At 43.6% G+C, this 22,852-nt stretch carries 23 protein-coding genes and 1 pseudogene; 14 read left to right on the top strand and 10 right to left on the bottom strand.

Annotated elements, in window-relative coordinates; genetic code table 11:
* Window positions 1-196 precede the first annotated feature (196 nt).
* The 12 genes from gspC to ACQEXS_RS12410 are packed head-to-tail and all read left to right on the top strand — an operon-like array spanning window position 197 to window position 11,423.
* On the top strand, window positions 197-1,096 hold the full coding sequence (gspC, locus tag ACQEXS_RS12355; RefSeq protein ID WP_427012040.1) for a type II secretion system protein GspC: 900 nt from the start codon (window positions 197-199) through the stop codon (window positions 1,094-1,096).
* 42 nt (window positions 1,097-1,138) lie between these two features.
* Window positions 1,139-3,169 carry a type II secretion system secretin GspD gene (gene gspD / locus ACQEXS_RS12360; RefSeq protein ID WP_427012029.1) on the top strand — a complete coding sequence of 677 codons (2,031 nt, stop codon included), beginning with the start codon at window positions 1,139-1,141 and terminating at the stop codon, window positions 3,167-3,169.
* Entirely contained in the window at window positions 3,169-4,662 is a 1,494-nt protein-coding gene (gspE, locus tag ACQEXS_RS12365) for a type II secretion system ATPase GspE (protein ID WP_427012028.1), read from the top strand. The genes gspD and gspE overlap by 1 nt, the downstream gene beginning before the upstream one ends.
* The gene (gene gspF / locus ACQEXS_RS12370) at window positions 4,662-5,885 is read left to right on the top strand and encodes a type II secretion system inner membrane protein GspF (RefSeq protein ID WP_427012027.1); all 1,224 of its coding nucleotides are present in this window, start codon (window positions 4,662-4,664) and stop codon (window positions 5,883-5,885) included. The genes gspE and gspF overlap by 1 nt, the downstream gene beginning before the upstream one ends.
* A 32-nt stretch (window positions 5,886-5,917) precedes the next feature.
* On the top strand, window positions 5,918-6,361 hold the full coding sequence (gspG, locus tag ACQEXS_RS12375) for a type II secretion system major pseudopilin GspG (protein WP_427012026.1): 444 nt from the start codon (window positions 5,918-5,920) through the stop codon (window positions 6,359-6,361).
* Between the two features lie 35 nt (window positions 6,362-6,396).
* Window positions 6,397-6,984: a type II secretion system minor pseudopilin GspH gene (gene gspH / locus ACQEXS_RS12380; protein WP_367987776.1), complete on the top strand. Its 588-nt coding sequence runs from the start codon at window positions 6,397-6,399 to the stop codon at window positions 6,982-6,984.
* Entirely contained in the window at window positions 6,971-7,327 is a 357-nt protein-coding gene (gene gspI / locus ACQEXS_RS12385) for a type II secretion system minor pseudopilin GspI (protein ID WP_367987777.1), read from the top strand. Before gspH ends, gspI begins: the two co-directional genes overlap by 14 nt.
* Window positions 7,314-7,961, top strand: a complete 648-nt coding sequence (gene gspJ / locus ACQEXS_RS12390; RefSeq protein WP_427014026.1) for a type II secretion system minor pseudopilin GspJ — start codon at window positions 7,314-7,316, stop codon at window positions 7,959-7,961. The genes gspI and gspJ overlap by 14 nt, the downstream gene beginning before the upstream one ends.
* Window positions 7,958-8,977: a type II secretion system minor pseudopilin GspK gene (gene gspK / locus ACQEXS_RS12395; RefSeq protein ID WP_427014027.1), complete on the top strand. Its 1,020-nt coding sequence runs from the start codon at window positions 7,958-7,960 to the stop codon at window positions 8,975-8,977. The genes gspJ and gspK overlap by 4 nt, the downstream gene beginning before the upstream one ends.
* Window positions 8,940-10,151 (top strand): type II secretion system protein GspL, encoded by a 1,212-nt coding sequence (gspL, locus tag ACQEXS_RS12400; RefSeq protein ID WP_427014028.1) that lies wholly within the window; start codon window positions 8,940-8,942, stop codon window positions 10,149-10,151. Before gspK ends, gspL begins: the two co-directional genes overlap by 38 nt.
* A gap of 10 nt (window positions 10,152-10,161) precedes the next feature.
* Entirely contained in the window at window positions 10,162-10,650 is a 489-nt protein-coding gene (locus ACQEXS_RS12405; RefSeq protein ID WP_427014029.1) for a type II secretion system protein M, read from the top strand.
* 11 nt (window positions 10,651-10,661) lie between these two features.
* On the top strand, window positions 10,662-11,423 hold the full coding sequence (locus ACQEXS_RS12410) for a type II secretion system protein N (RefSeq protein WP_427014030.1): 762 nt from the start codon (window positions 10,662-10,664) through the stop codon (window positions 11,421-11,423).
* A gap of 56 nt (window positions 11,424-11,479) precedes the next feature.
* Here the strand turns inward: ACQEXS_RS12410 and envZ are convergent, their stop codons facing one another.
* The gene (envZ, locus tag ACQEXS_RS12415; protein WP_427014031.1) at window positions 11,480-12,784 is read right to left on the bottom strand and encodes a two-component system sensor histidine kinase EnvZ; all 1,305 of its coding nucleotides are present in this window, start codon (window positions 12,782-12,784) and stop codon (window positions 11,480-11,482) included.
* Window positions 12,785-12,850: 66 nt separating this feature from the next.
* Window positions 12,851-13,570 (bottom strand): two-component system response regulator OmpR, encoded by a 720-nt coding sequence (gene ompR, locus ACQEXS_RS12420; RefSeq protein WP_367987783.1) that lies wholly within the window; start codon window positions 13,568-13,570, stop codon window positions 12,851-12,853.
* Window positions 13,571-13,718: 148 nt separating this feature from the next.
* On the opposite strand from ompR, the pseudogene ACQEXS_RS12425 reads away from it, so the two are divergent.
* Window positions 13,719-13,862, top strand: a pseudogene (locus tag ACQEXS_RS12425) (transcription elongation factor GreB); the annotation flags it as partial.
* A gap of 263 nt (window positions 13,863-14,125) precedes the next feature.
* Here the strand turns inward: ACQEXS_RS12425 and ACQEXS_RS12430 are convergent.
* The 6 genes from ACQEXS_RS12430 to ACQEXS_RS12455 form a co-directional block, all read right to left on the bottom strand.
* Window positions 14,126-14,575: a hypothetical protein gene (locus ACQEXS_RS12430; RefSeq protein WP_427014032.1), complete on the bottom strand. Its 450-nt coding sequence runs from the start codon at window positions 14,573-14,575 to the stop codon at window positions 14,126-14,128.
* A 50-nt stretch (window positions 14,576-14,625) separates the two neighbouring features.
* Window positions 14,626-15,510: a hypothetical protein gene (locus ACQEXS_RS12435; protein ID WP_427014033.1), complete on the bottom strand. Its 885-nt coding sequence runs from the start codon at window positions 15,508-15,510 to the stop codon at window positions 14,626-14,628.
* On the bottom strand, window positions 15,500-17,944 hold the full coding sequence (locus tag ACQEXS_RS12440; protein ID WP_427014034.1) for an ATP-binding protein: 2,445 nt from the start codon (window positions 17,942-17,944) through the stop codon (window positions 15,500-15,502). Before ACQEXS_RS12440 ends, ACQEXS_RS12435 begins: the two co-directional genes overlap by 11 nt.
* Entirely contained in the window at window positions 17,934-19,190 is a 1,257-nt protein-coding gene (locus ACQEXS_RS12445) for a DNA cytosine methyltransferase (RefSeq protein WP_427014035.1), read from the bottom strand. Before ACQEXS_RS12445 ends, ACQEXS_RS12440 begins: the two co-directional genes overlap by 11 nt.
* Before the next feature lie 224 nt (window positions 19,191-19,414).
* On the bottom strand, window positions 19,415-20,791 hold the full coding sequence (locus ACQEXS_RS12450) for a DEAD/DEAH box helicase (RefSeq protein WP_427014036.1): 1,377 nt from the start codon (window positions 20,789-20,791) through the stop codon (window positions 19,415-19,417).
* Window positions 20,785-21,315 carry a hypothetical protein gene (locus tag ACQEXS_RS12455; protein ID WP_427014037.1) on the bottom strand — a complete coding sequence of 177 codons (531 nt, stop codon included), beginning with the start codon at window positions 21,313-21,315 and terminating at the stop codon, window positions 20,785-20,787. The genes ACQEXS_RS12450 and ACQEXS_RS12455 overlap by 7 nt, the downstream gene beginning before the upstream one ends.
* A gap of 103 nt (window positions 21,316-21,418) precedes the next feature.
* Here ACQEXS_RS12455 and ACQEXS_RS12460 point away from each other — a divergent pair, with 103 nt between their 5' ends.
* Entirely contained in the window at window positions 21,419-21,733 is a 315-nt protein-coding gene (locus ACQEXS_RS12460; protein WP_427014038.1) for a helix-turn-helix domain-containing protein, read from the top strand.
* Here the strand turns inward: ACQEXS_RS12460 and greB are convergent.
* Both greB and gmtX read right to left on the bottom strand, forming a co-directional pair.
* Window positions 21,730-22,209 (bottom strand): transcription elongation factor GreB, encoded by a 480-nt coding sequence (greB, locus tag ACQEXS_RS12465; protein ID WP_010650138.1) that lies wholly within the window; start codon window positions 22,207-22,209, stop codon window positions 21,730-21,732. The two genes, ACQEXS_RS12460 and greB, sit on opposite strands and share 4 nt — an antisense overlap.
* Before the next feature lie 18 nt (window positions 22,210-22,227).
* Window positions 22,228-22,851, bottom strand: a complete 624-nt coding sequence (gene gmtX, locus ACQEXS_RS12470) for a gamma-mobile-trio protein GmtX (RefSeq protein WP_427014039.1) — start codon at window positions 22,849-22,851, stop codon at window positions 22,228-22,230.
* Window position 22,852: the final 1 nt, after the last annotated feature.

The raw sequence follows: 22,852 nt of genomic DNA on the forward strand, positions 1-22,852 counted from the left end.
ATTGTTCGCTTAAAACCTTAAATGTTGGTCTAGTTCGAATAATAATTATTTATAACTGTTATAACCCGACTTATTCTATGAAACACATAGGTTTTTTGAGAGAATTCGACCTTAACGAAACGCACTTTATACCGACGGGTGTATTGATAAAAACCACAAAAATAACTGAAGAAAGAAAGGATCTCCCGTGAGTCGTATGAACTTGGATCTAGCAAAGGGATGGGGCAGTTTCTCTAAACTATTCCAATACCAAAACACCGCCAGTACGGTGTTGATGGTGTTGTTTGCCGTGATGAGTGCCTGGATTGCAGGTAAAGCCGTTTGGATGGTGGCCCAAGAACAACAAATTGCAACTTGGTCTCCATCATCATCTGTCAACAGTACATCATCCTCTAAGCCGCTTCTTAATCTTTCCAGTCTTCAGCAAAGCCACCTCTTTGGTCAGTATCAAAAAGATGCCGTGGCCGAAAAACCTAAACCCGTTGTTAAAGATGCGCCTAAAAGTCGCCTCAACGTTATTTTGGTGGGCGTGGTTACTACGTCGATTCCTGATAAAGGGCTTGCTGTGATCGCAAACCGTGGCGCACAAGCTACTTATGGCATTAATGAAGTCATTGAAGGTACTCGGGCGAAACTCAAAGCCGTGTTGGCCGATCGTGTGATTATCGACAATCAAGGGCGTGATGAAACAGTGATGTTGCAAGGGATTGAATATAAGAAACAATCTGCGCAAACCAAACCTAAGTCACAATCTCAGAGTGCAACAGGGAATCCGACAAATTTATCTAGGGATAAGGTTGAGCAAGTTCGCGAACGCTTGAGTGAAAATCCACAAGAAATATTTCGTTATGTTCGTATGTCTCAAGTTAAACGCGACAATCAGATCACTGGATACCGCTTAAGTCCGGGGTCAGAGCCTGCTTTATTCGAATCACTAGGGTTAAAAAGTGGTGATGTCGCTACGCATATTAATGGTCAGGATTTGTCTGACCCAAGTGCGATGAACCAGATTTTCAGAACAATATCAGAGTTAAGTGAACTCAACCTGACCGTTGAACGTGATGGTCAGCCATATGAGATTTATATTGAATTTTAAGACTCACGCCGCCTGAGGGCGGGGTCATTTAAGGAGTATGCCGTGAAGGGTTGGCTGAACAAGAGTACATGGTTGTTGGCTGGAAGTTTACTCGCGTCACCAATGGTGATGGCGAATGATTATAGTGCCAGTTTTAAAGGTACAGACATTCAGGAATTCATCAACATTGTTGGACGCAACTTAGAGAAGACGATTATCGTGGACCCTTCTGTTCGCGGTAAAATTGATGTGCGCAGTTACGATATGTTAACGGAAGATCAGTACTACAGCTTCTTCTTGAACGTATTGGAAGTTTATGGTTTTGCTGTCGTTGAAATGGATAACGGGATTTTGAAAGTTATCAAATCGAAAGACGCAAAAACGTCTGCGATCCCTGTTGTGGGTGATGCCAGTGCCAAAGGCGACAGTGTTGTGACTCGAGTTGTGGCTGTTCGCAATGTTTCAGTGCGTGAGTTGTCTCCTTTGCTTCGTCAGTTAAATGATAATGCTGGCGCTGGTAACGTGGTGCACTACGACCCTGCTAACATCATTCTGATCACGGGTCGTGCGGCGGTTGTTAATCGCCTAGCCGATATTATCAAACGTGTCGACCAAGCCGGCGATAAAGAAATTGAAGTGGTGGAATTGGATAACGCTTCTGCTGCTGAAATGGTACGTATTGTTGAAGCATTGAATAAAACCACAGAACAAAAAAATACCCCCGCATTTTTGCAACCTAAATTGGTCGCAGACGATCGTACCAACTCCATTCTTATTTCTGGTGATCCGCAGGTGCGCCAGCGCCTACGTAAATTGATTCAGCAACTAGATATCGAAATGGCGACTAAAGGTAATAACCAAGTGGTTTACCTGAAGAATGCTAAAGCTGAAGATCTGGTTGAAGTGCTTAAAGGTGTGTCAGATAACCTGCAGGCTGAGAAAAATGGTGGTGGTAAAAAAGGTGGAGGAGCTGCGAATCGCGGTGAAGTGATGATTTCGGCTCACCCAGAAACCAATGCTTTGGTACTGACTGCGCCGCCCGACATCATGAATGCATTGCAGGACGTGATTGCCCAGCTTGATATTCGCCGTGCTCAGGTATTGATTGAAGCGTTGATCGTTGAAATGGCGGAAGGTGATGGCATTAACCTTGGGGTTCAATGGGGATCGCTTGAAAGTGGTGCGGTTATCCAATATGGCAACGCTGGTGCTCCTATCGGCCAAGTTATGGTTGGTTTGGAAGAAGCAAAAGATACGGTAGAAAAACAGCCGATCCGTGATAGTGATACCGGTGAAATCAAATATTACGAAGAAACCACTACCAAAGGTGATTTCTCTACGTTGGCAGCGGCACTAGGTGGTGTGAATGGCGCTGCACTTAGTATTGTGATGGGAGATTGGACCGCGCTTATCAGTGCTGTATCAACCGATTCTAACTCCAACATTCTGTCGTCTCCGAGTATTACAGTGATGGATAACGGAGAAGCCTCTTTTATTGTCGGTGAAGAAGTGCCAGTGATCACGGGGTCTACAGCCGGCTCTAATAATGACAATCCATTCCGGACCGTTGATCGTAAAGAGGTCGGGATCAAGCTGAAGGTTACCCCGCAAATTAATGAAGGGGACTCTGTACGATTGGATATCGAACAGGAAGTTTCAAACGTATTGAGTCCAAATGGTGCAGTTGATGTTCGCTTTGCAAAACGTCAGCTCAATACGTCTGTGATGGTTGAAGATGGTCAGATGATTGTCCTAGGTGGCCTTATTGATGAGCAAACAAAAGAAAGTGAATCAAAAGTGCCTTTGTTAGGTGATATTCCTGTTTTAGGTCATCTATTTAAATCAACCAGCACACAGACCAGCAAGAAAAACCTGATGGTCTTTATCAAGCCAACGATTATTCGCGATGGTGTGACGGCAGATGGTATCACTCAGCGTAAATACAACTTTATTCGAGCAGAACAATTGTATAAAGCTGAAGAAGGTCTGAAGCTGATGGATGATGCTCATATTCCTGTATTGCCTAAATTTGGTGAAGATCGACGTCATCCAGTAGAAATCCAAGCATTTATTGAGCAGATGGAAAGCAAGTAATGAGTGATGTGGAGTCTGTAGTGGCGTTCAGTCGCCTGCCGTTTAGTTTCGCCAATCGCTTTAAACTGGTGCTTGAAATGGATCAGGGTGGACTGACTCTGTTTTACGTTGCCCCCTTATCCATGCCGGCCTTAATGGAAGTAAAGCGGGTGACGTCTGCCAATTTTACACTGACTGAAGTGTCACAAGAGCAGTTTGAAAGCCGCTTGACCGTAGCGTATCAGCGTGACTCTTCTGAAGCTCGCCAGTTAATGGAAGATCTCGGTGCGGATAGCGATGATTTCTTCTCTTTGGCGGAAGATTTGCCACAAGATGAAGATTTGCTTGAGTCTGAAGATGATGCGCCAATCATCAAGTTGATCAATGCCATGCTTGGTGAAGCGATAAAAGAAGGTGCATCGGATATCCATATCGAAACCTTTGAAAAGAGCCTTTCCATCCGTTTTCGGGTTGATGGGGTACTGCGCGATGTCCTCTCTCCAAGTCGAAAGCTTGCACCGTTGTTGGTATCGCGGGTAAAAGTCATGGCGAAACTGGATATTGCAGAGAAACGAGTGCCACAAGATGGCCGCATTTCATTGCGTATCGGTGGTCGAGCGGTGGATGTTCGTGTATCGACCATGCCATCTTCTCATGGTGAACGTGTGGTAATGCGTCTGCTGGATAAAAACGCTACTCGCCTCGATCTGCATAGCCTTGGCATGACAGCTCGCAACCATGATAGTTTCCGCAAGATGATTGACCGTCCGCACGGCATTATCTTGGTCACCGGTCCTACAGGCTCTGGTAAATCGACCACGCTTTATGCTGGACTTCAAGAATTAAATAGTAATGAACGCAATATTCTTACCGTCGAAGATCCAATCGAATTTGATATCGATGGCATTGGTCAAACTCAGGTGAACCCAAAAGTCGATATGACTTTTGCGCGCGGTTTACGTGCGATTTTGCGTCAAGACCCAGATGTTGTGATGGTCGGGGAAATTCGAGATTTAGAAACCGCGCAAATTGGCGTGCAGGCCTCATTAACCGGTCACTTGGTGATGTCGACGCTACACACCAACACCGCAGTAGGTGCTATTACTCGTTTACGTGATATGGGCATTGAACCTTTCCTAATTTCTTCTTCGTTACTGGGCGTTTTGGCTCAGCGTCTTGTTCGCACATTATGTAAAGACTGCAAAGAGCCTTTTGAAGCCGACAAAGAGCAGAAAAAACTGTTTGGTCTGAAGAAAAAAGATGAGCTAACCCTTTACCGAGCCTGCGGATGTGAGAAATGTAACTTCAAAGGCTACCGCGGCCGAACAGGGATCCACGAGCTGTTAATTGTTGACGAAAGCGTGCAAGAGCTTATTCACAGTGAAGCTGGTGAACAGGCAATCGAAAAAGCCATTCGTGAGCATACGCCAAGCATTCGTAGTGATGGCTTAGAAAAGGTGCTTAATGGTGTGACTTCATTAGAAGAAGTCATGAGGGTAACCAAGGAAGCATAATGGCAGCATTTGAATATAAAGCGCTCAATGCTAAAGGGAAAAATGTCAAAGGTGTTATCGAGGGTGATAACGCCAGACAAGTCCGTGCTCGTTTAAAAGAGCAAGGTTTGATCCCTGTTGATGTGATTGAAACTCGCGCCAAAGCCAGCAAGCAACAAGGAACGGCAAAAAGTGGTTTTAAGCGGGGTATCAGTACCCCAGATCTCGCGCTGATCACGCGTCAGATCTCAACCCTAGTTCAATCAGGGATGCCGTTGGAAGAGTGTCTAAAAGCGGTATCGGAACAATCGGAAAAGCCACGTATTCGTACGATGTTGCTCGCGGTGCGCTCAAAAGTCACGGAAGGTTACACGCTGGCAGACAGTTTGGCTGACTTTCCTCATATTTTTGATGAGCTGTTTCGCGCCATGGTGGCTGCGGGTGAAAAGTCAGGCCATCTCGACGCAGTATTGGAACGCTTAGCTGACTACGCAGAGAACCGGCAGAAAATGCGTTCAAAGCTGATGCAAGCCATGATTTATCCGATCGTCTTGGTGGTGTTTGCTGTTGGTATCGTTGCATTTCTGCTGGCGGCTGTCGTACCCAAGATCGTTGGCCAATTTGTGCAAATGGGTCAGGAGCTTCCTCAGTCGACTCAGTTCTTACTTGCCTCCAGTGAATTTGTGCAAAACTGGGGACTGTATATTCTTGCTGCTGTATTGGTTTTGTCTTATCTGATCAAGTTTGCATTGAGTAAACCCAATATACGTCTGAGCTGGGATCGTAAGGTCATTCGAATGCCGATGATTGGCAAAATTTCTCGTGGCCTGAATACCTCTCGATTTGCTCGTACGCTCTCGATTTGTACCTCCAGTGCGATCCCTATTTTGGAAGGAATGAAAGTCGCGGTTGACGTTATGTCTAACCATTACGTTAAACAACAGGTTTTGAGTGCAACGGATAATGTTCGTGAAGGGGCAAGCCTGCGTAAAGCGCTCGATCAAACCAAATTATTCCCACCAATGATGCTACATATGATCGCCAGTGGTGAGCAAAGTGGTGAATTAGAAAGCATGCTAACGCGCGCCGCAGATAACCAAGATGCAAATTTTGAGTCAACAGTGAATATCGCATTGGGTATTTTTACTCCAGCTTTGATAGCGTTGATGGCTGGATTGGTATTGTTCATTGTCATGGCGACGCTAATGCCGATTTTAGAAATGAATAACTTAATGAGTGGGTGACCTAAGCAGGACACAAATACTTGGAGAAAATAATGAAAAACAAAATGAAGAAACAGTCAGGTTTTACCCTGTTAGAAGTGATGGTTGTTGTGGTTATTCTGGGGATTCTGGCGAGCTTCGTCGTACCAAACCTGCTGGGTAACAAAGAGAAAGCGGACCAACAGAAAGCGATCACCGATATTGTTGCGCTAGAAAATGCATTGGACATGTTCAAGCTAGATAACAGCGTCTATCCAACAACCGATCAAGGACTGGATGCGTTGGTAACTAAACCATCAAACCCTGAGCCGCGTAATTACCGTAATGGTGGCTACATCAAGCGTCTACCATCAGATCCATGGGGTAACGAATACCAATACCTAAGCCCTGGTGATAATGGCGCTATCGATATTTTCACTCTTGGCGCAGACGGCCAAGAAGGCGGTGAAGGGGCAAATGCCGACGTTGGTAACTGGAACCTTCAAGATTTTCAATAATGAGTTTTAGGCGGCGTTAAGCCGCCTTAATTAGCATGAATAGCAAACGCGGTTTCACTCTCATCGAAATATTACTGGTTCTTGTGTTGTTGTCGATGGCTGCGGTTGCAGTGATTGCCACCCTCCCAAGCAGTACCGATGACACCTTAAAACAACTAGCTAAGTCTTTATCGCTGAGAGTGCAACTTCTAAATGAAGAAGCGCTACTGAGTGGCAAAGATTACGGCTTGCGTGTGGATGAAAAACAGTCACGCTACGTGCTATTAGAGCTAAAAGAAGATGGCTGGCAGCCTCTAGCAATAGATAAGATTCCTTCAGAAACGCAACTGCCGGACGGTGTTGCCATTGAACTTTCATTGGGTGGCGGCGTTTGGCAAAGCGATGATCGCTTGTTTAAACCGGGTAGCCTATTCGATGAAGATATGTTTGCCGACGTAGAGCAAGACAAAGAGAAAAAGCAGCGTCCTCCACAAATTTTTATTGTTTCCAGCGGTGAAGTGACGCCTTTTACTATTTCTTTATACCCTTCACAGGAAAACAGTGAACAAGATGGTTGGCGTATACGTGCAAAAGAGAATGGTGAAATTATCTCTTTAGCGCCAGGAGAAGATGATGCGTCGTGAGCGAGGAATGACCTTACTAGAAGTACTCGTTGCATTGGCGATTTTTGCCACAGCAGCCATTGCGACGATCCGCTCTGTGAGTCAACACATTAATACCTTGAGTTATCTGGAAGAGAAAACTTTTGCGGCCATGGTGGTGGACAACCACATGGCTAAGGTGATGCTCGATGGTAATAAGGTCAAAAAGCAAACAGGCAAAGACGAATTAGCGGGGCGCACTTGGTATTGGAGTGTAACACCAGTATCAACCTCTGGCGATCTGCTACAAGCATTTGATGTCAGTGTTGCTGTGGAAGAAAAAGGCACACCAGTGGTCACGGTGAGAAGTTATGTGCAGAAGTAACCGTCGTCAACATGGTTTTACATTGATTGAAGTGCTGGTGGCGATTGCGATTTTTGCCAGTTTGAGCCTCGGTGCCTATCAGGTCGTCAATCAAGTTCAACGCAGCAACGAGCTCTCTCTGGAAAAAAGTGAACGACTAAAGGCGATTCAACGCACATTGGTGTTCATGGATAACGATTTTCGCCAAATGGCATTAAGAAAAACCCGCACTAATGGGGAAGAGCCCGATGCCTTATTGGTTCATTGGAAAGATTATCTGTTGGACTCCGATGGAAAAGGGATCATGTTTGCCCGCACAGGATGGCGTAACCCGCAACAGCAGTTTCCGCGTGGCGAGGTCACTAAAGTAGGCTATCGCATTAAAGAAGAAACGTTAGAGCGTGTGTGGTGGCGTTATCCCGATACGCCAGCAGGGCAAGAAGGGGTTTATACGCCGCTTCTAAAAGAGGTCGAAACCTTAGAAATGCGCTTTTACGATGGTAAGAAGTGGCAGAATCAATGGGAGACCAAAGATACGTTACCACAGGCGGTTTCTGTTACTTTGACCCTAAAAGATTATGGGGAAATTGAGCGTATTTATTTAACTACTGGTGCTCAATTGACTGAGGCGGCAGAAGGGGAGCTGAAACAGTGAAGAGAAGCTCTCAAAAAGGTGTCGCGCTGATCGTCGTGTTGTTATTGCTTGCCATTATGGCAACGATTGCGGCAGGTATGGCTGACCGTTTATTTAGCCAGTTCAAGCGCGCGTCAAACCAGCTCAATTATCAGCAAGCCTATTGGTATAGCGTTGGCGCTGAAAACTTGGCGAAAAAAGCCATTGAACAAAGCTATAAAGACAGTGATACCACGAACCTTTCTCAGCCATGGGCACTGGAAGAACAGGTTTACCCATTGGATTACGGCACCTTGTCTGGACGCATCTATGATCGCCAAGCGTGTTTTAATCTCAATGCATTGGCTGGGGTTACTGCACAACCAGGAGAGAGCCAAATGCCTTTTCTGGTGGAAATGCTACAAAACCTGCTGGAAGAGCTGGAAGTGGAAAACTACCAAGCTGAAAGCATTGCTCAATCAACGTGGGAGTTTGTCGACAAGGACAATACCGTGAACTCCGTATCCGGGGTGGAAGACAGCACATACGAAGGTTTTTCACCCGCTTATATGACGGCAAACGCGTTGCTGGCTGATGGTAGTGAGCTTCGAGCTGTTCATCAGGTTACGGGTGATGTGATGGCGAAAGTGGCGCCGTATGTGTGTGCCTTGCCTACCAGTGAAATGGCGCTAAATGTGAATACGATAGACAGTAAGCATGCTGCACTTTTAGCGGCGCTATTTCATCCGGCACTGAGTACGGATGATGCCAAGTCTATGCTTGAGAGTCGCCCATTTGACGGTTGGCCGAGTGTGGATGATTTTCTTCAGGAGTCAGCATTGTCAGGCATCAATGATGAACAAAAAGAAAAGGTTAAACAGTATCTTTCTGTAGATAGTGTGTATTTTGAATTGGATGTACAACTATTGGTTAACGAATCTCGTGTTCGAGTTCGTAGCCTGTTGTTTAGTGAAAATAGAGAAACTGCAACGGTAGTACGCCGTCGCTTTGGAGGAATCAGTGAGCGAGTTTCTGATCGTTCGTCTGAGCAGAAATAGTAGCCACTCGGTACAGTGGTTAGTTTGGTCTGAAGCTCAGCAGGACGTTATCGCCAGTGGTGAATTGAACAATCAAGACGATTTAGCTGAGCTAACAACGTATGCCGCTGGTCGTCAGGCGGTGTTATTAATTTCGGCCGCTGACGTGTTATTAGCGGAAGTGGATGTTCCAGCTGGAGCGTCACGCCAGTTTGAGAGCATGTTGCCTTACCTTTTGGAAGATGACATCGCGCAAGACGTTGATGATCTGCATTTTAGCGTGCTCGAAAAGCGTGGCGATAAAGCCAAAATTTGCGCGGTGGAAACCCAATGGTTAAGTGAAACCCTCACCGCACTAAAAGATTTAAATGTGGATGTGAAGCGTGTCCTGCCCGATGCTTTGGCGTTACCAGAACTGGATGGCATAGCGGCTGTTGAACTAGATGGTCAATGGTTAATGAAAAAAGACGCTTTTTCGGCATTGAGTGTTCATTCTGAGTGGCTGGAAATGGTGGCTCAGTCAGAGTGGGTGAAACAAGATGAAGAGTTTTTAACCTTAACCTCATACTCGCCATTACCTGAACTGAATTTAGCTGAAGAGCAAACATGGCAAACCAGTGAGCCTAAGCTGGTAATGCAACTGCTGGCAGAGCAAGCCGTCAAAAGTAAGGTGAACTTACTCAGTGGTCGCTTTAAACCCAAATCGTCTTTGCTACGCCATTGGAAAGTTTGGCAGAAAGCAGTGGTTGCTGCAGCTGTATTTGTGGTGATTGCTGGAGGCTATAACCTGTTAAAAATCCAGCAGTATGAAACTCAAGCCAATGCTTATCGTGCGGAAAGTGAACGTATTTTTAGAACTGTACTTCCTGGGAAAAACAAGATCCCGACTGTGAGCTATTTAAAACGTCAGCTCACTGACGAAGCGTCGAAACTGTCTGGTGGTGGTTCAGGCGAAGGGGTCTTGAATTGGATGGTAAAACTGCCCCAAGCACTGTCTGGAATAAAAGGGCTGAAGCTGAACAGCTTTAAATACGATCAAAACCGTGGTGAGGTGCGTCTAGAAGCACAGAGCCAAGATTTCCAGAGCTTTGAAAAAGCACGTGAGCAGCTTGCGCAGCATTTTGCGGTAGAGCAAGGCCAGCTTAATCGTTCTGGTAACGCCGTTAATGGCACCTTTGTGCTGAAGAATAAGTGAGGTGAGTTCAATGCAAAAATACATAGCCTCATTCCAAAGCTGGTGGAGTAGCATCAGTGTGAGAGAACAGCGCATGGTAATTGTCTGTTCACTCTTGTTGGTTGTTGGGATCATTTATTGGGGGATATTGCAGCCAATAAGCTCGCGAGCTGAGCAGGTGCAAAACCGTATTACCAGTGAGAAGCAACTGCTGAGTTGGGTACAAAACAAAGCGGATGAAATCTCTCGATTGCGTGCGCAAGGTGGACAAGTGGTCTCTAGCCAGCCGCTGAACCAAATCATCTCCTCCTCAGTGAGCCGCTTTAATATTGAACTGATCCGAGTACAACCTCGTGGTGAGATGATCCAAGTTTGGGTACAACCGCTGCCTTTTACTACATTGATTGACTGGGTTGCTTACCTGAAAGAAGAGCAGGGTGTGGATGTTGCTTTCCTTGATGTCGATAAAGCTGAACGCGCGGGTGTGGTCGAAGTTAAGCGCTTGCAGTTGAGTAAGTAAGAGAGGGTGGCGTGAAGAAAAAAATACTGATAACTCTGTTGGTTGTCATGGCATTCCTTGTCAGCCTTGTGGTTCATATTCCAGCACAGTTTGTGCTTAGCCAATTTCCTTTACCGCCTCAACTGAGTCTGAATGGCGCCACAGGCACTATTTGGAAGGGGCGTCTAGTGAGTGCGCAGTGGGCACAATATCAACTTGGTGAGGTCAGTTGGAGTATTCAGCCAAGCAAACTGTTGACGGGGAATCTGCAAGCACAAGTACGATTTGGCCGAGGCAGTGATTTAAACGTGAAAGGTCGAGGTATCGTGGGCTATGGTGTCAGCGGTGCGTATGCAGAGAATTTTGTTGCTTCAATGCCCGTTGATACCGCATTAGAGTTTGCCCCAAATCTGCCAGTACCCTTGGATTTAACTGGTCAGATTGAGCTAAGCATTAAACACTTTGACTATGCAGAGCCCTACTGCCAGTCTGGAGAAGGTGCTCTGGTCTGGAATACCGATACCATTGGTACCCCATTGGCGGAACTGAATGTCGGACCTGTTGTGGCAGATATTAGTTGTCAGGACAGTACGTTAACTTTGAAAGGTAACCAGCAAAGCGAACAAGTTGAAAGTGAATTTTCATTGGTCCTTAAAGCGGATAGCAGCTATGACACCCAAGCTTGGTTTAAGCCGCAACAAGCGTTCCCATCAGCACTACAACAACAACTGAAATGGTTACCAGCACCAGAAGATAATGGGCGATATCCATTGTCCTACCAAGGGCGCTTATAATCTTGCTGCCCATATCAATAAAAAAGCCAGTTACACAATGACTGGCTTTTTTGTGGTTAGGCGGTTGGGAAACTGATTTGGACTTTCAGGCCACCCTCACTGCGATTGGTTACTGCAACGGAGCCATGATGCTGGCTGATGATCCGCTTCACAATGGCTAACCCAAGCCCAGTACCTTCACTACCTCTGGCGGTATCGCCACGGGTAAAAGGTTCAAACAATTTCGCAACTTGGCTTTCTTCAATACCGGGACCATTATCTTCAACACATACCCAACATAATTTGTTGTCAGCGGTATTTCCCGTACTGACTTTGACCCAACCATTACCATAGCGTATCGCATTGACCACCAAGTTACTGACTGCACGTTTCATTGCGATGGGGCTGCCGAGTGCTAACTTGAGGTCGGTTTGCAATGCCGTTTCAATTTGAAATTCATAGCCACCTTCAGAAGAGGCGACATCGTTGGCGATGTCATTCAAATCCACCTCAACAAAAGATTGGGTATTAATGGGTTTTAGGTAATCCATAAACTGGCTAATGATTTCATTACACTCTTCGGTGTCGCTGATAATCCCTTCTGCTAAATAGCTGTCTTCGGGTGACATCATTTCTGTCGCGAGTCGGATGCGAGTGAGTGGCGTACGTAAATCGTGGCTGATCCCGGCCATTAATAATGCGCGATCTTCTTCCAGCTCTTGAATCCCTTTCGACATGCGATTAAATGCGCGGGTAACCGAGCGAATTTCACTGGCTCCCTTTTCCGGTAACGGCGGGGGGATTTCACCACGGCCGACGCATTTCGCAGCGCTTTCTAATGACGTTAATGGTCGGTTTTGTAAGCGAATAAAGAGCCAGCCCCCCGCGATAATTAAGACAGCCATGATCAAGCTATTGCGAAAAAGTGGGGCAAAATCTTCTTCTTGTAGCTCAGATAAAGGGATCCTAAGGAGTGAGTCAGGCAAGGCATCGGTTTTCATCCAGAGAATGTAACTCTCTTCCCCTAGCATCATTCGTACTTCGGTCGGTGAACCCAGTTCATGACTCATTTCTTCACTCATAAGATCAATACTGACGGCATGCTCGTATTCACGGGCAATCAAACTATTCTCTGCATGCATGGTGACGCCAAGTTGTTCGAGGACCTGACGGCGTAAAGGTGCATCCATTGCGAGCTCATTCGTTCCGTTCTCGGTGTCGAGTAGCATGAGCTTGATTTCGTGGCTAAGAATTTTATTGAACTGCTGCAAGCTGGGTAATAAGGCGTAATTAAACACCGCGTAATAAGAGTAAACCTGACTGGCAATGAGGAGAGTGATAAACAACAGGATCGATTGGGTGAAGGAGCTGCGAATGCGCATATGTAGAACCTATGGCTAGAAAGGTGCTGGTAACGGAAGGAAATACCAGCACCATGTGTGAAGGAGTTAAGCTTCTTTACCGTCCGGTACAAAGACGTAGCCGAGGCCCCAAACAGTTTGGATGTAGCGAGGTTTGCTTGGGTCAACTTCGAGCATACGACGCAGACGGGAAATCTGGACGTCGATTGAACGTTCCATTGCGGAGTATTCACGGCCACGTGCCATATTCATTAATTTATCACGTGACATTGGCTCACGAGCGTTAGTGACTAGCGCTTTTAATACCGCAAACTCACCAGAGGTTAGAGGCATTGCTTCCTCGCCGTGGAACATTTCACGGGTGCCTAAGTTTAGGCGGAACTCACCAAACTCGACAATGGACTCTTCAGAACTTGGCGCTCCCGGAAGTTCAATCGTTTGGCGGCGCAGTACGGCTTTAATTCGAGCCAACAGTTCACGTGGGTTGAATGGCTTCGGTAAATAGTCATCAGCACCAACTTCCAAACCAACAATACGATCGACCTCATCGCCTTTTGCTGTCAGCATCAAGATAGGTAGCATGTTGTTCGCGTTACGCAGGCGACGACAAATGGACAAGCCATCCTCTCCAGGTAGCATGAGATCAAGCACCATCAGGTGGAAGGTTTCACGTGTTAACAAACGATCCATCTGTTCACTGTTTGCCACACTGCGTACCTGGAATCCTTGCTCAGACAGGTAACGCTCCAGTAATGCACGCAAGCGCGCATCATCATCTACGACCAGAATTTTAAAGTTTTCTTGCATGTAATGATTCCACTTAATAAATACGCTGTCCCGATTTGGGTAATCAAAATGTAACACTGTTCTGACTAATGTGGCGCAAAGAATTGTTAACGTTTATTACCTTTTTAGCTAATGTATACAGTGGTTGCAAACGAATATTGCTAGGAATATGAAAACAAACCTGATTACACGCGAAGGCTACGATAGGCTGAAGAAAGAGTTGGACTTTTTGTGGCGTGAAGAGCGCCCAGAAGTGACGAAGAAAGTAACTTGGGCAGCAAGTTTGGGTGATCGCAGCGAGAATGCCGATTTCTGCTTAGAACCATCAAATTAATACTAAAGCTTTCATGACCTACGTGAAAACTAGAGAGTTAAATAGTGCACATACTATTTGTTGTACTATTTAACTTCGAAGGTAGTACCAACTTTCAGAGGGCCAAAGCAATCGACTCTAATAGCGCTGGTGATAAGGAGTTGTATACTTCATAGAAGCTAACTTTAATCACAAGAACTCTTCTAGAACATGACTATCAATAATTAGGTAAAGCTGACTTTTTTGTGTACTACTAACAGTGTTTAAAAATTGCCATCAGCTACTTGAAAACAGGCCAAACCAAGCTCTCTCCACATTTGTACAACCTTGTCACGGTCATCAAACACGCAAAGGATATCATTTTTATAATTTGGGTATAGGTCTAGTAACCAGAAGCGTTTTAGTACTTCGTCAGCTGTGTATGTATCCATTTCTCTCATTGTTAGAGCGTCGTACTGGACATTGTGCAGAGACAGCCACTCAACTGTTTTGGTTCTAACTATGTCGCCTCTAGCAGAAAAAATATGAATTCTATAGCCCTGCTTTTTAAGAGCGTTAACTGACTCAATTACTGGCTGGTTAGGTAAGTCTTTATCGCAAGCATTAAAATAAGAAACCCAGTCGACCTTTTTATTCTGGGACTTATCAATGAAATGGGCCCTGTGCCCATTGAGAGCTAATGTTCCATCCAAATCGACGATTACTGTTTTCATTCTGTGTCCAAAATAGCGTCAATATTTAAGATATGCTCTCGTGTTTTTTTTCAAATTGCTTTGATGTTAGGTTCCGTATGAGAAGGTGAAATCAAATCACTCGCTTCATGAGCATATGTATTTCTTATTTTATTCAGGCACTTATCATCACCACTGCAATTGTAGAACTTAGATAGCAAGTCCCCTTTGTTCGTATGATTTTCAGTTTTACGGAGCATCTCCCTAAGAGACTCGGCTCTCGTATGACAATCGGTTAGCCTTGGGTTGTCTTCCAAAAATGTTATAACTTCGTCGTACTCCCAACTTTCGACATTTTCTAGTGCGTCATTTAGCTCCCTTCTCTTACGCTGAAGGCGGCTTTTTATTTTACTGCAAACCCCACTCTTTGATTCACTTTTGACGCTATCTTTATGAAGTTTGATGGCCTGAATAATTCCGTTGTCGATATGTCCGACTTTTTCCATCAGCATCCCTCTAACAGAATTAATCCTCTCATCATTCTTTAATTGAGATTTAACTATCTTCAGAAACTTGTCACTAATATTGTCTCGATGACAATAAAATATCCCATCGATAAACTCTGACCCTTCACCGTTTTTTCTATTAATCGCTTCTGCCAAGCCTAAAGGGTTATCACCAGTGTAAAATAATATTGGTGTGTGGTAATCCTCAAGTGTTTTACGAATGTGTTCAATCACATCAGAGCCATTCAACTCTGGCATATTGAAATCAATCAAAATAAAATCTAATTCTCCGGATGCTAGAGCTTTAATGAAGCTATCATTCTCGATGACATTCTCACCAGCTTTGGACTCAATAGATAGTATTGACAGCTCAATTTCTTTGTTTTTAAAGAATGAGCTAATTGTTCTAACATCCCCTCTGACTGAACGAAGCTGGTCATCAATCCAAATCAGTTTAAATTCAAGCTTCATCTGAAAACTCCAACGCGACGACAGCACCGGCTTCTTCACTATTTCCTATAGTAAGCGTTGCCCCCAAAGACTTAGCAATATCTCTGCAATGAGACAAACCAAGACCGGACCCTCCTACGGTAGTAGAAATACCCTTCTTAAAGTAAGCACTGCTATCCAGCCTTTCAAAATCAAAACCAGATCCATCATCTACAAAGTCAATCCCCGTCTCTCTAAAGATTACAGATAGATTTTTAGCGCCCGCTCTTCTTGAGTTCTCTAAAATATTGACAAACAAAACACAAGCTTCTGCTGGTTTAAAATTGATTTCTCGACTGAGCCTCTTTGTGTTAACAGCGTTTATTTTTACTCCCCACTTGCCATTTTTTGATACAACCTTTTTGATGTAATCTTCAAAAAATAGGTATAGGTCCTGTTTGACGGAAGATACCTTAATATTGAAATTTGCTTTAGTTGCCATATTGGCTGTTTCTTTGATTGTGGAGATATCGAGAACAGCGTGCTCCAAGACCTCCACAAGTTCTTCTTTAGATACAGAATCCGGTGCTTCATAAAAAGCACTTAAAACAGAACGAGCATCCTTCTCTATTCCACCTGATATTTGCTGAATAACATGAGTTATCAATGCATCTAATGTCTTTTCGGGGTCAACAAGTCGCTCAAGGAAACTACTCCTTCGCTCTTCGGTCTTTAGCTTTTCTGTAGCAATTATCTTTTTCTTGGTTGCAATACTGGCGACCTTCTCAGCCTCAACCTTTTGCTCAATCGCAATGTTCTTTTGAGTGGTTAATTCTTGTATTATTTTCTTTGTTTGCTGTTTATCATTTTGTGACAAGCTTGCAAAGTCAGTATCACCTAGAGATGATACGAACTCCCGCAAATAGTCTTCACGCTTTTTTTGATTTATTTCTTCTATCTGTAAGATTAAGGTGCTGTTTATTTTATAATCAATTACATTCAGACTACCTTTAACCAATTTATCTAAAGAGCCCTCTATCTTCTCTCTCGATAACTCCTTAAATATAAATCTTTCAGGGTCTTTTTCTGCGTCAGGGGCCGACACAACATTTCTTTCTTTTAATGTGTCAACCAGTCGATTCCACTCAAGCCCTTCCACTACAAAGGCTTCCAGTTGTCTTAAAATCAAAGTAACGAAGCCGTACTCTTTGAGTTCTGGTTGATCTTTAGTTTTGGTCCTCACAACAACTTTATCTTCTTCATCAGATGCGGCAAGCTCAAAATAAGCCTTATTGTGGGCAAGACCTTCACGACTAGTTATTACTCCAAAGGAGTTTTTCGTATCCTTGACAGTTACTTGTCCAAAAACATCACGAGTACCCAAATACCTAGACGTACCCTGAGTTTTTCTTTGGTCAAGGTTAAGCCAGTCATTTTTCTCATTTCCATAAGGCGATATTCTAAAACCGTTATAAAAGAGGAATACCGAGCCGTATGCGTTGGGGTTGATGCCAACCCTCCTAGTAAAATACCCCTTAGATATACTATCCAAATAATGCACTTCAATAGATACACTTGAAAGAAGCTTGTAAGGATTTTCGGCCTTATACTGGTATATTTCCTCCCCCTGAAAATACAGAGTGGTATTTATATACTCTCCTTTGTCATCAATCACTGAACTGATGTAGCTAGTTTTAATCTTTAGCTTATCAAGAATTCCATTATCAACTTTGGATTTAAGTTTTCTATTTAATTCTTCTAGTTTTCTTTTCGCTTCTTCTGACTTTATTTTTGAGGTATCAAAATGCATATTTCCTTGCATATACACTTCAAACCCCTCATCCAATGAAGGGGAAAATTTTTCGAGCTCAGATAGCAACTTACCTAGCTTTTTAGCATCCCACACAGAACGGAGTTTCTCTATCTTCAATACCGTTCCAGAATGGAAACTTTCTTCATTAATCTCTGTTAAAAATTCCCCCTCAGAAAGGGTGTCAACCAATAGAGGGATAGTGGATATCTCATCATCGACCTCTTTATTTTCGTAAAGAGTCCAATCAATGACCAACTTTAAATACTCACCGCCAGCAGACCTAGTGTAAAGCGTTAACTGCTCGCCAAGCCTGTCACAACTAAAACGGCCAACGCCTTTATTGCCAGCATACTGCTTATCTTTTGCATCCCTTTTCTCGGAATATGCAATATTCAACCACTTGTTCTTAATATCATCTTTGGTCATACCTATACCAAAGTCTTTAATGCAGATTTCAGGTTTATACAAAAGGCTATCAAGGGTATCCTTTGAGGTATCAATATTTACATCAGTTAATTCGATTACAACCCTAGGAGAATCTGCATCCTTCGAGTTTTTAACAAGCTCAATTATCGCAACGTTATCATTGTAGATAAGCCCTCGGCCCACAATATCTTTAACACCCGCATTTGCAACAAAGTTTACTTCTGTACTATTGCTCATGTTTTAAACCTTTTATAAGTAAACCTAATGCCTCACCTAAAAATGGAGGTACTGCGTTTCCGACTTGAGTATATCTAGGGCATTCTTGCGTTCTTCTTTCGCCGCCAGTTGTATACTTACCCAAAATATCAAAGCTATCTGGGAATGATTGAATGCGAGCCATTTCCCTCACAGTTAAAATTCGCGGTTCACTATAGTGGAGCAAATCATCTGGTAGTGTTGTTAAAGTCTTCGATGGTTCGTCTGCATTTAAAACTGTTATGGCTTGTTTCTTGGTTCCAATTTCCATGCGCATTTGATCATTCAAACTAACACCTGGCTTACAAATTTCTTGTATCTTAGTAAACTTCTCTATTGTACTTAGCCTATGCCGAGCCAACCGTAAACTGTTAGGAGTGGACTTACTCGCTCCCTTTCTTATTGCTCGAAGATACTTTGATGGTTTAGACGGTAGCTTATAATCGACTTGTTTGAACCCACTTTTATCGCTTCCAGAGTGATGAATAAGACCATTAGTTTGTACAAGCAAGTCTCCAATCGCATCACTCACTTTTACAGGTTGTAAAGGGAGCTTCTTACTTTTCAAAAACTCACTTCTGTTATGGATTAGTATTTCAAAAGGATTCTCAAAGTCATGATCTATAAGATTTTTCTTAACACCAATCATGATGAAACGAGTTCGCTTTTGAGGTACTCCAAAGTCAGCGCTACATAGAAAGTCTGTGAATACCTTATATCCAAGTTTTTCAAGCTTAGCTTTGACTATCATGGAATGTGGTTTCTTTGCTTTTTTTCCATCAGGAGCTTTGAAAGAAGCATTAAAGCCCCTCACATTTTCGAGTAGCAAATACTTAGGTGAAACTATCTCTACCATCTTGATGTACTCGTCGGAGAGCTTATTTCGTGGGTCTTTAGCATTCCTACGCCCAGCAAGTGAGAACCCCTGACACGGCGGACCTCCCGCAATCAAATCAACCTTTCCTTTCAAAGCGGTTAATTGTTCAGGATACTTCTCTAGAAGGTTTTGAATAGTTGTTGCCTCTTTAGGTAACCATTCTGGCCAATCAAAGTGCGCATATTTTCCATCGATAAGATTGTGCTTAAAAGTAGAAAATGCCATGGGATCTTTTTCTACAGCGAAGAGACCGTGCCAACCTGCATTACCAAGACCTAACGAAAGCCCTCCACACCCAGAGAAAAGGTCAATATATGTTGCTTTTTGTGGTAAGTCTGGCTTACATGACATCTAGAAAATACTCTTAAATTTTAATTGCATATGTATAGTATTATTCTAGAGAAAAACTAGCAAAACACCAGGACTAAAAGATAGTAGCTTTGTGAGGAAGAAGGGGATTCTGTTCAACTAGAGGGAAAACCATCCTTAGTTGAACAAATTGAGATGGAGCTAAATCAAAGTGATGACATCAAGAGAGAAATATCAGTAACTATTACCTCAGAAGCTATCCATCATTAAGCTGTTTGGAATGCTGAAATAATACGCTCCTTGAAACCGCCAAAGTGAACTTCATCAGAAAAGTTAGGAACGTCACTTATCATGCTACTATTGGCGCTACCATTCCAACTCAAATTAGCATTGCTGCTTACGAGATCAATACTGAAACTTTTAGCAACTTCCTTTCGTACTGGTGCACTTGCTGCAAGTGTTTCAGGAGTATCTAGCTTAGTGAACATACAAGACTCTGGAATATCTTGTTCTATCCGCTCGGCAAAATCTATCAAGCTCTTTTCTGCGAAAGTGAATAGCCAAGCCTGTTGGTTCGAGTCGTGATTCACCCTTAGAATTCGTCCTAGTACTTGCCTAAAATAAAGCTCTGTTTTTACTGAGCTCATATGACAACAAACTTGAAGGCGAGGAATATCAGTACCTTCACTAACCATTCCAACACTGACAATCCACTGAGTGTCATCTCTTCGGTAGCGTTCAATCTCCGCCAAAGGCTCCTCATGACGATAGGTTACAATGGAAACGGTTTGTTGATACTTTTGTAAAAGTATCTTTTTAATTTCTTGAGCATGTTGAACAGAAGAAGCAACTACGAGCCCTCCTGCGTTCTGATTTTGAGTACGTATCTCAGCAAGCTTTCTACAGCCAAGTCCAAGCAGGTACTCCATGGCCTTTTGGTTGTTTATTACGCTTTGATAAGGAGTTTTAGTTTGCTTTAGCATCTCAAGAATCGACGAAAATGATTCTGTTTTTACATCGTTAGTTATCGACAAGTGTTCATTGTCTACGAGTACTATTCTTGGTGCTCTACAAACATAGTCAGCAATGGCTCGCCTGAGAGTGTATTGATAATCGATTAATAGTTGACCATCAGGGTCGCTATATTGCGCCATTACTATAGGTAATGCATCTGAACGCCAAGGCGTACCTGAAAGTGCTAAGGTGTAAGTAGCCAGTCCTTGAATCTTGGTAAGGATCTGTTGCCCCCAAACATTCGCTTTTTCATACTCAGAACCAGAGCAATGATGTATCTCATCAAACACAACAAATACTCGATAGTTACGTAGTGTCTGCCAAAACTCTTCGCTGAGAAATTGGATAGATTGGTAGGTAAGCGACTGCCCAATCGAACCCAGACCGCCGTTAAAAGCACAATTGAGAATTTCTGAAAAGGTTCTTTTTATCCCATCTGATACTGTTAAAGATGGTGAAAAACACAAAACAAGATCAACCATGCCATCCTTCAACAATCTGGAAGCAATAGTTGCCGCTAATATAGTTTTCCCTGCCCCTGGAGTAGCTTGGCAAAAAAAGTGGTGCTGCCTGTTTTTGTAGTTGTGTACCGCTCTTTCAGAGCATTCTTGCTGCCATTTTCTCAACATTCGGCGACATCCGAAGATATGGTGTTAATTACGTTGGTTAGTACGTTCACTTTGCCAAATAGATGTGCTGAGCGATTTCTCGCTTGTTGCAACATAGGGCTGAGCCTCTGTTCCAGTTCGGGGAAACGACGATTGAGCGATTGGTATTCGTCGATCTCACCCAAAACAATCTCTAACTCAGCTTTGTACTGGTTTCGCTCATGGCGCAATACCGAGTAATCTGGATAGGGTTTCACAGGAGAGGATATATTCTTTCGTTCTACTTTAGGCTTCACATTGAGAGAGCGAAACAAATCCGTTTGAAAGTATCTTTTATCTCGTCCCTCTCCCTCACTTTTAAGCCAACCGTTTCTCACAAAACGAAGAATCTGTCTGTAGAGTCTTTTTCTTGCCTCATCAGGCTCTTTCTTTAGATCACTAATAGAAAGAGAGGCGTCGCGTAGTTCAATAACCGAAAAACCATCTATACCTTTTTCAATCAATAACTTGTGCATAATCGCACTGATTTTCGTCGAACGTTTCATTTACAACTCATGTAGAACCAAAAACTAAGGATTGCTTAGTATACAGAAATCGATAAAACTAAGAAAATCTTAGTTACTATAGGTTTTCACACATGAACCGAAAATGTCATTTACTAGCCCAATCCCAGCACGACTTAAAGAAGCGCGCAAAAAAGCCAAACTCTCCCAGAAAGCCTTGGGAGTGCGAATAGGTATGGATGAAGGCTCGGCAAGTGCCAGAATGAATCAGTATGAGAAAGGCAAACACACTCCTGATATACAGACTCTAAAGCTCATTGCTGACGAGCTGGGTGTTCCTTTGAACTATTTCTTTTGTGAGGAAGAAAGCTCTGCCAAGTTAGCTTGCTTGATTGCAAGATTGAGCGAAGAAGAGAGGCAAGAGCTTATCAATAAGTTGAGCAGTTACGAGGATAGTTAGGGTTTGTTGTAACTAATTGAGTTAACGAACCATTCTTTGTCACCTTCAGGTGTGCGAACCGTCACTTCGTCATCCACTTCCTTCTTCAACAATGCTCTCGCCATTGGTGAGTCAATCGAGATGTAGTCTTTTGCGTCTCCATAAATTTCTTCAGGACCGACAATTCTGAATGTCTTCACATCACCGGCCTCATTCTCAATCTCAACCCAAGCACCGAAGAAGACCTTTCCTTCTTGTTGAGGAGAGTAATCTACGATGGTCACTTCAGGTAGAAACTTGCGAAGGAAACGCACACGACGGTCTATTTGACGAAGTAAGCGCTTATTGAAGGTGTAGTCAGCGTTTTCAGAGCGATCACCAAGGCTGGCTGCCCATGTGACGATTTTGGTAATTTCTGGACGCTTCTCATTCCACAGATGGTCGTGTTCTGCTTTGAGTTTGTTATAACCTTCTCTAGTGATTAGTTTTGTTTTCACTTCTACAATCCAAGCTATCTATAAGTTCTGTAGCGCCTTTTTAATTGCGTCCAAAGTCGCAACAGGAAAAAAAGACTTTTGAGTATCACTCGAGACTATACTGCCATTTTTCCCAAGCTCCAATTGATGTCTACGTAAAAACTCACTAGAAATTAGGTACTCCAATGCGCTGCGCTCGAGCTCAGTGAGCTTAATCGACGCTGCTGAGACATCGACGTTATCGAACACTTCAATGATCTGGTTTATAGGCACTACTTCATTTAGTAGTCGTTCCGCTTCCTTTTTTTGAGCATAGAGAATGTTGGCTTGAAGCTTAACTACTGGATCTTCGAGATCATTTATCCAAGCGTGCATCTTACCTTTTGAGGTGTTTTGTGCCGGCCTTGGTTGGTCTTTTGTTGAAGAGTTGAAGCTAGCAATTAAGGTTCGGTACAGTTCACCAGTTTTGTTTCGGATGCTTTGTGCAGCTGGAACACCTCGCCCTTTTCCAAGGCGAGCTATCGTTGAATAACTGAAGTCGTTCAATCCGCGCTCTTGTTGTTCCTTACATATGGTAAATACGGCCTCTAATGAGTTCTGTACCCGAGATGACGCTTTCTTTTTTAGCTGACTAAGTACTTGCTCAGGAGTAATATCTGTCATG

It is taken from the genome of Vibrio sp. TRT 17S01 (assembly GCF_050113695.1).
Classification (GTDB): Bacteria; Pseudomonadota; Gammaproteobacteria; order Enterobacterales; family Vibrionaceae; genus Vibrio.

Bases quoted from the DNA above. Each gene is read 5' to 3' on its own strand.
- gspC (WP_427012040.1), top strand. From the start codon at position 197: ATGAACTTGGATCTAGCAAAGGGATGGGGCAGTTTCTCTAAACTATTC.
- gspE (WP_427012028.1), top strand. From the start codon at position 3,169: ATGAGTGATGTGGAGTCTGTAGTGGCGTTCAGTCGCCTGCCGTTTAGT.
- gspF (WP_427012027.1), top strand. From the start codon at position 4,662: ATGGCAGCATTTGAATATAAAGCGCTCAATGCTAAAGGGAAAAATGTC.
- gspG (WP_427012026.1), top strand. From the start codon at position 5,918: ATGAAAAACAAAATGAAGAAACAGTCAGGTTTTACCCTGTTAGAAGTG.
- gspH (WP_367987776.1), top strand. From the start codon at position 6,397: ATGAATAGCAAACGCGGTTTCACTCTCATCGAAATATTACTGGTTCTT.
- gspI (WP_367987777.1), top strand. From the start codon at position 6,971: ATGATGCGTCGTGAGCGAGGAATGACCTTACTAGAAGTACTCGTTGCA.
- gspJ (WP_427014026.1), top strand. From the start codon at position 7,314: ATGTGCAGAAGTAACCGTCGTCAACATGGTTTTACATTGATTGAAGTG.
- ACQEXS_RS12405 (WP_427014029.1), top strand. From the start codon at position 10,162: ATGCAAAAATACATAGCCTCATTCCAAAGCTGGTGGAGTAGCATCAGT.
- envZ (WP_427014031.1), bottom strand. From the start codon at position 12,784: ATGCGCATTCGCAGCTCCTTCACCCAATCGATCCTGTTGTTTATCACT.
- ompR (WP_367987783.1), bottom strand. From the start codon at position 13,570: ATGCAAGAAAACTTTAAAATTCTGGTCGTAGATGATGATGCGCGCTTG.
- ACQEXS_RS12430 (WP_427014032.1), bottom strand. From the start codon at position 14,575: ATGAAAACAGTAATCGTCGATTTGGATGGAACATTAGCTCTCAATGGG.
- ACQEXS_RS12435 (WP_427014033.1), bottom strand. From the start codon at position 15,510: ATGAAGCTTGAATTTAAACTGATTTGGATTGATGACCAGCTTCGTTCA.
- ACQEXS_RS12440 (WP_427014034.1), bottom strand. From the start codon at position 17,944: ATGAGCAATAGTACAGAAGTAAACTTTGTTGCAAATGCGGGTGTTAAA.
- ACQEXS_RS12445 (WP_427014035.1), bottom strand. From the start codon at position 19,190: ATGTCATGTAAGCCAGACTTACCACAAAAAGCAACATATATTGACCTT.
- ACQEXS_RS12450 (WP_427014036.1), bottom strand. From the start codon at position 20,791: ATGTTGAGAAAATGGCAGCAAGAATGCTCTGAAAGAGCGGTACACAAC.
- ACQEXS_RS12455 (WP_427014037.1), bottom strand. From the start codon at position 21,315: ATGAAACGTTCGACGAAAATCAGTGCGATTATGCACAAGTTATTGATT.
- ACQEXS_RS12460 (WP_427014038.1), top strand. From the start codon at position 21,419: ATGTCATTTACTAGCCCAATCCCAGCACGACTTAAAGAAGCGCGCAAA.
- gmtX (WP_427014039.1), bottom strand. From the start codon at position 22,851: ATGACAGATATTACTCCTGAGCAAGTACTTAGTCAGCTAAAAAAGAAA.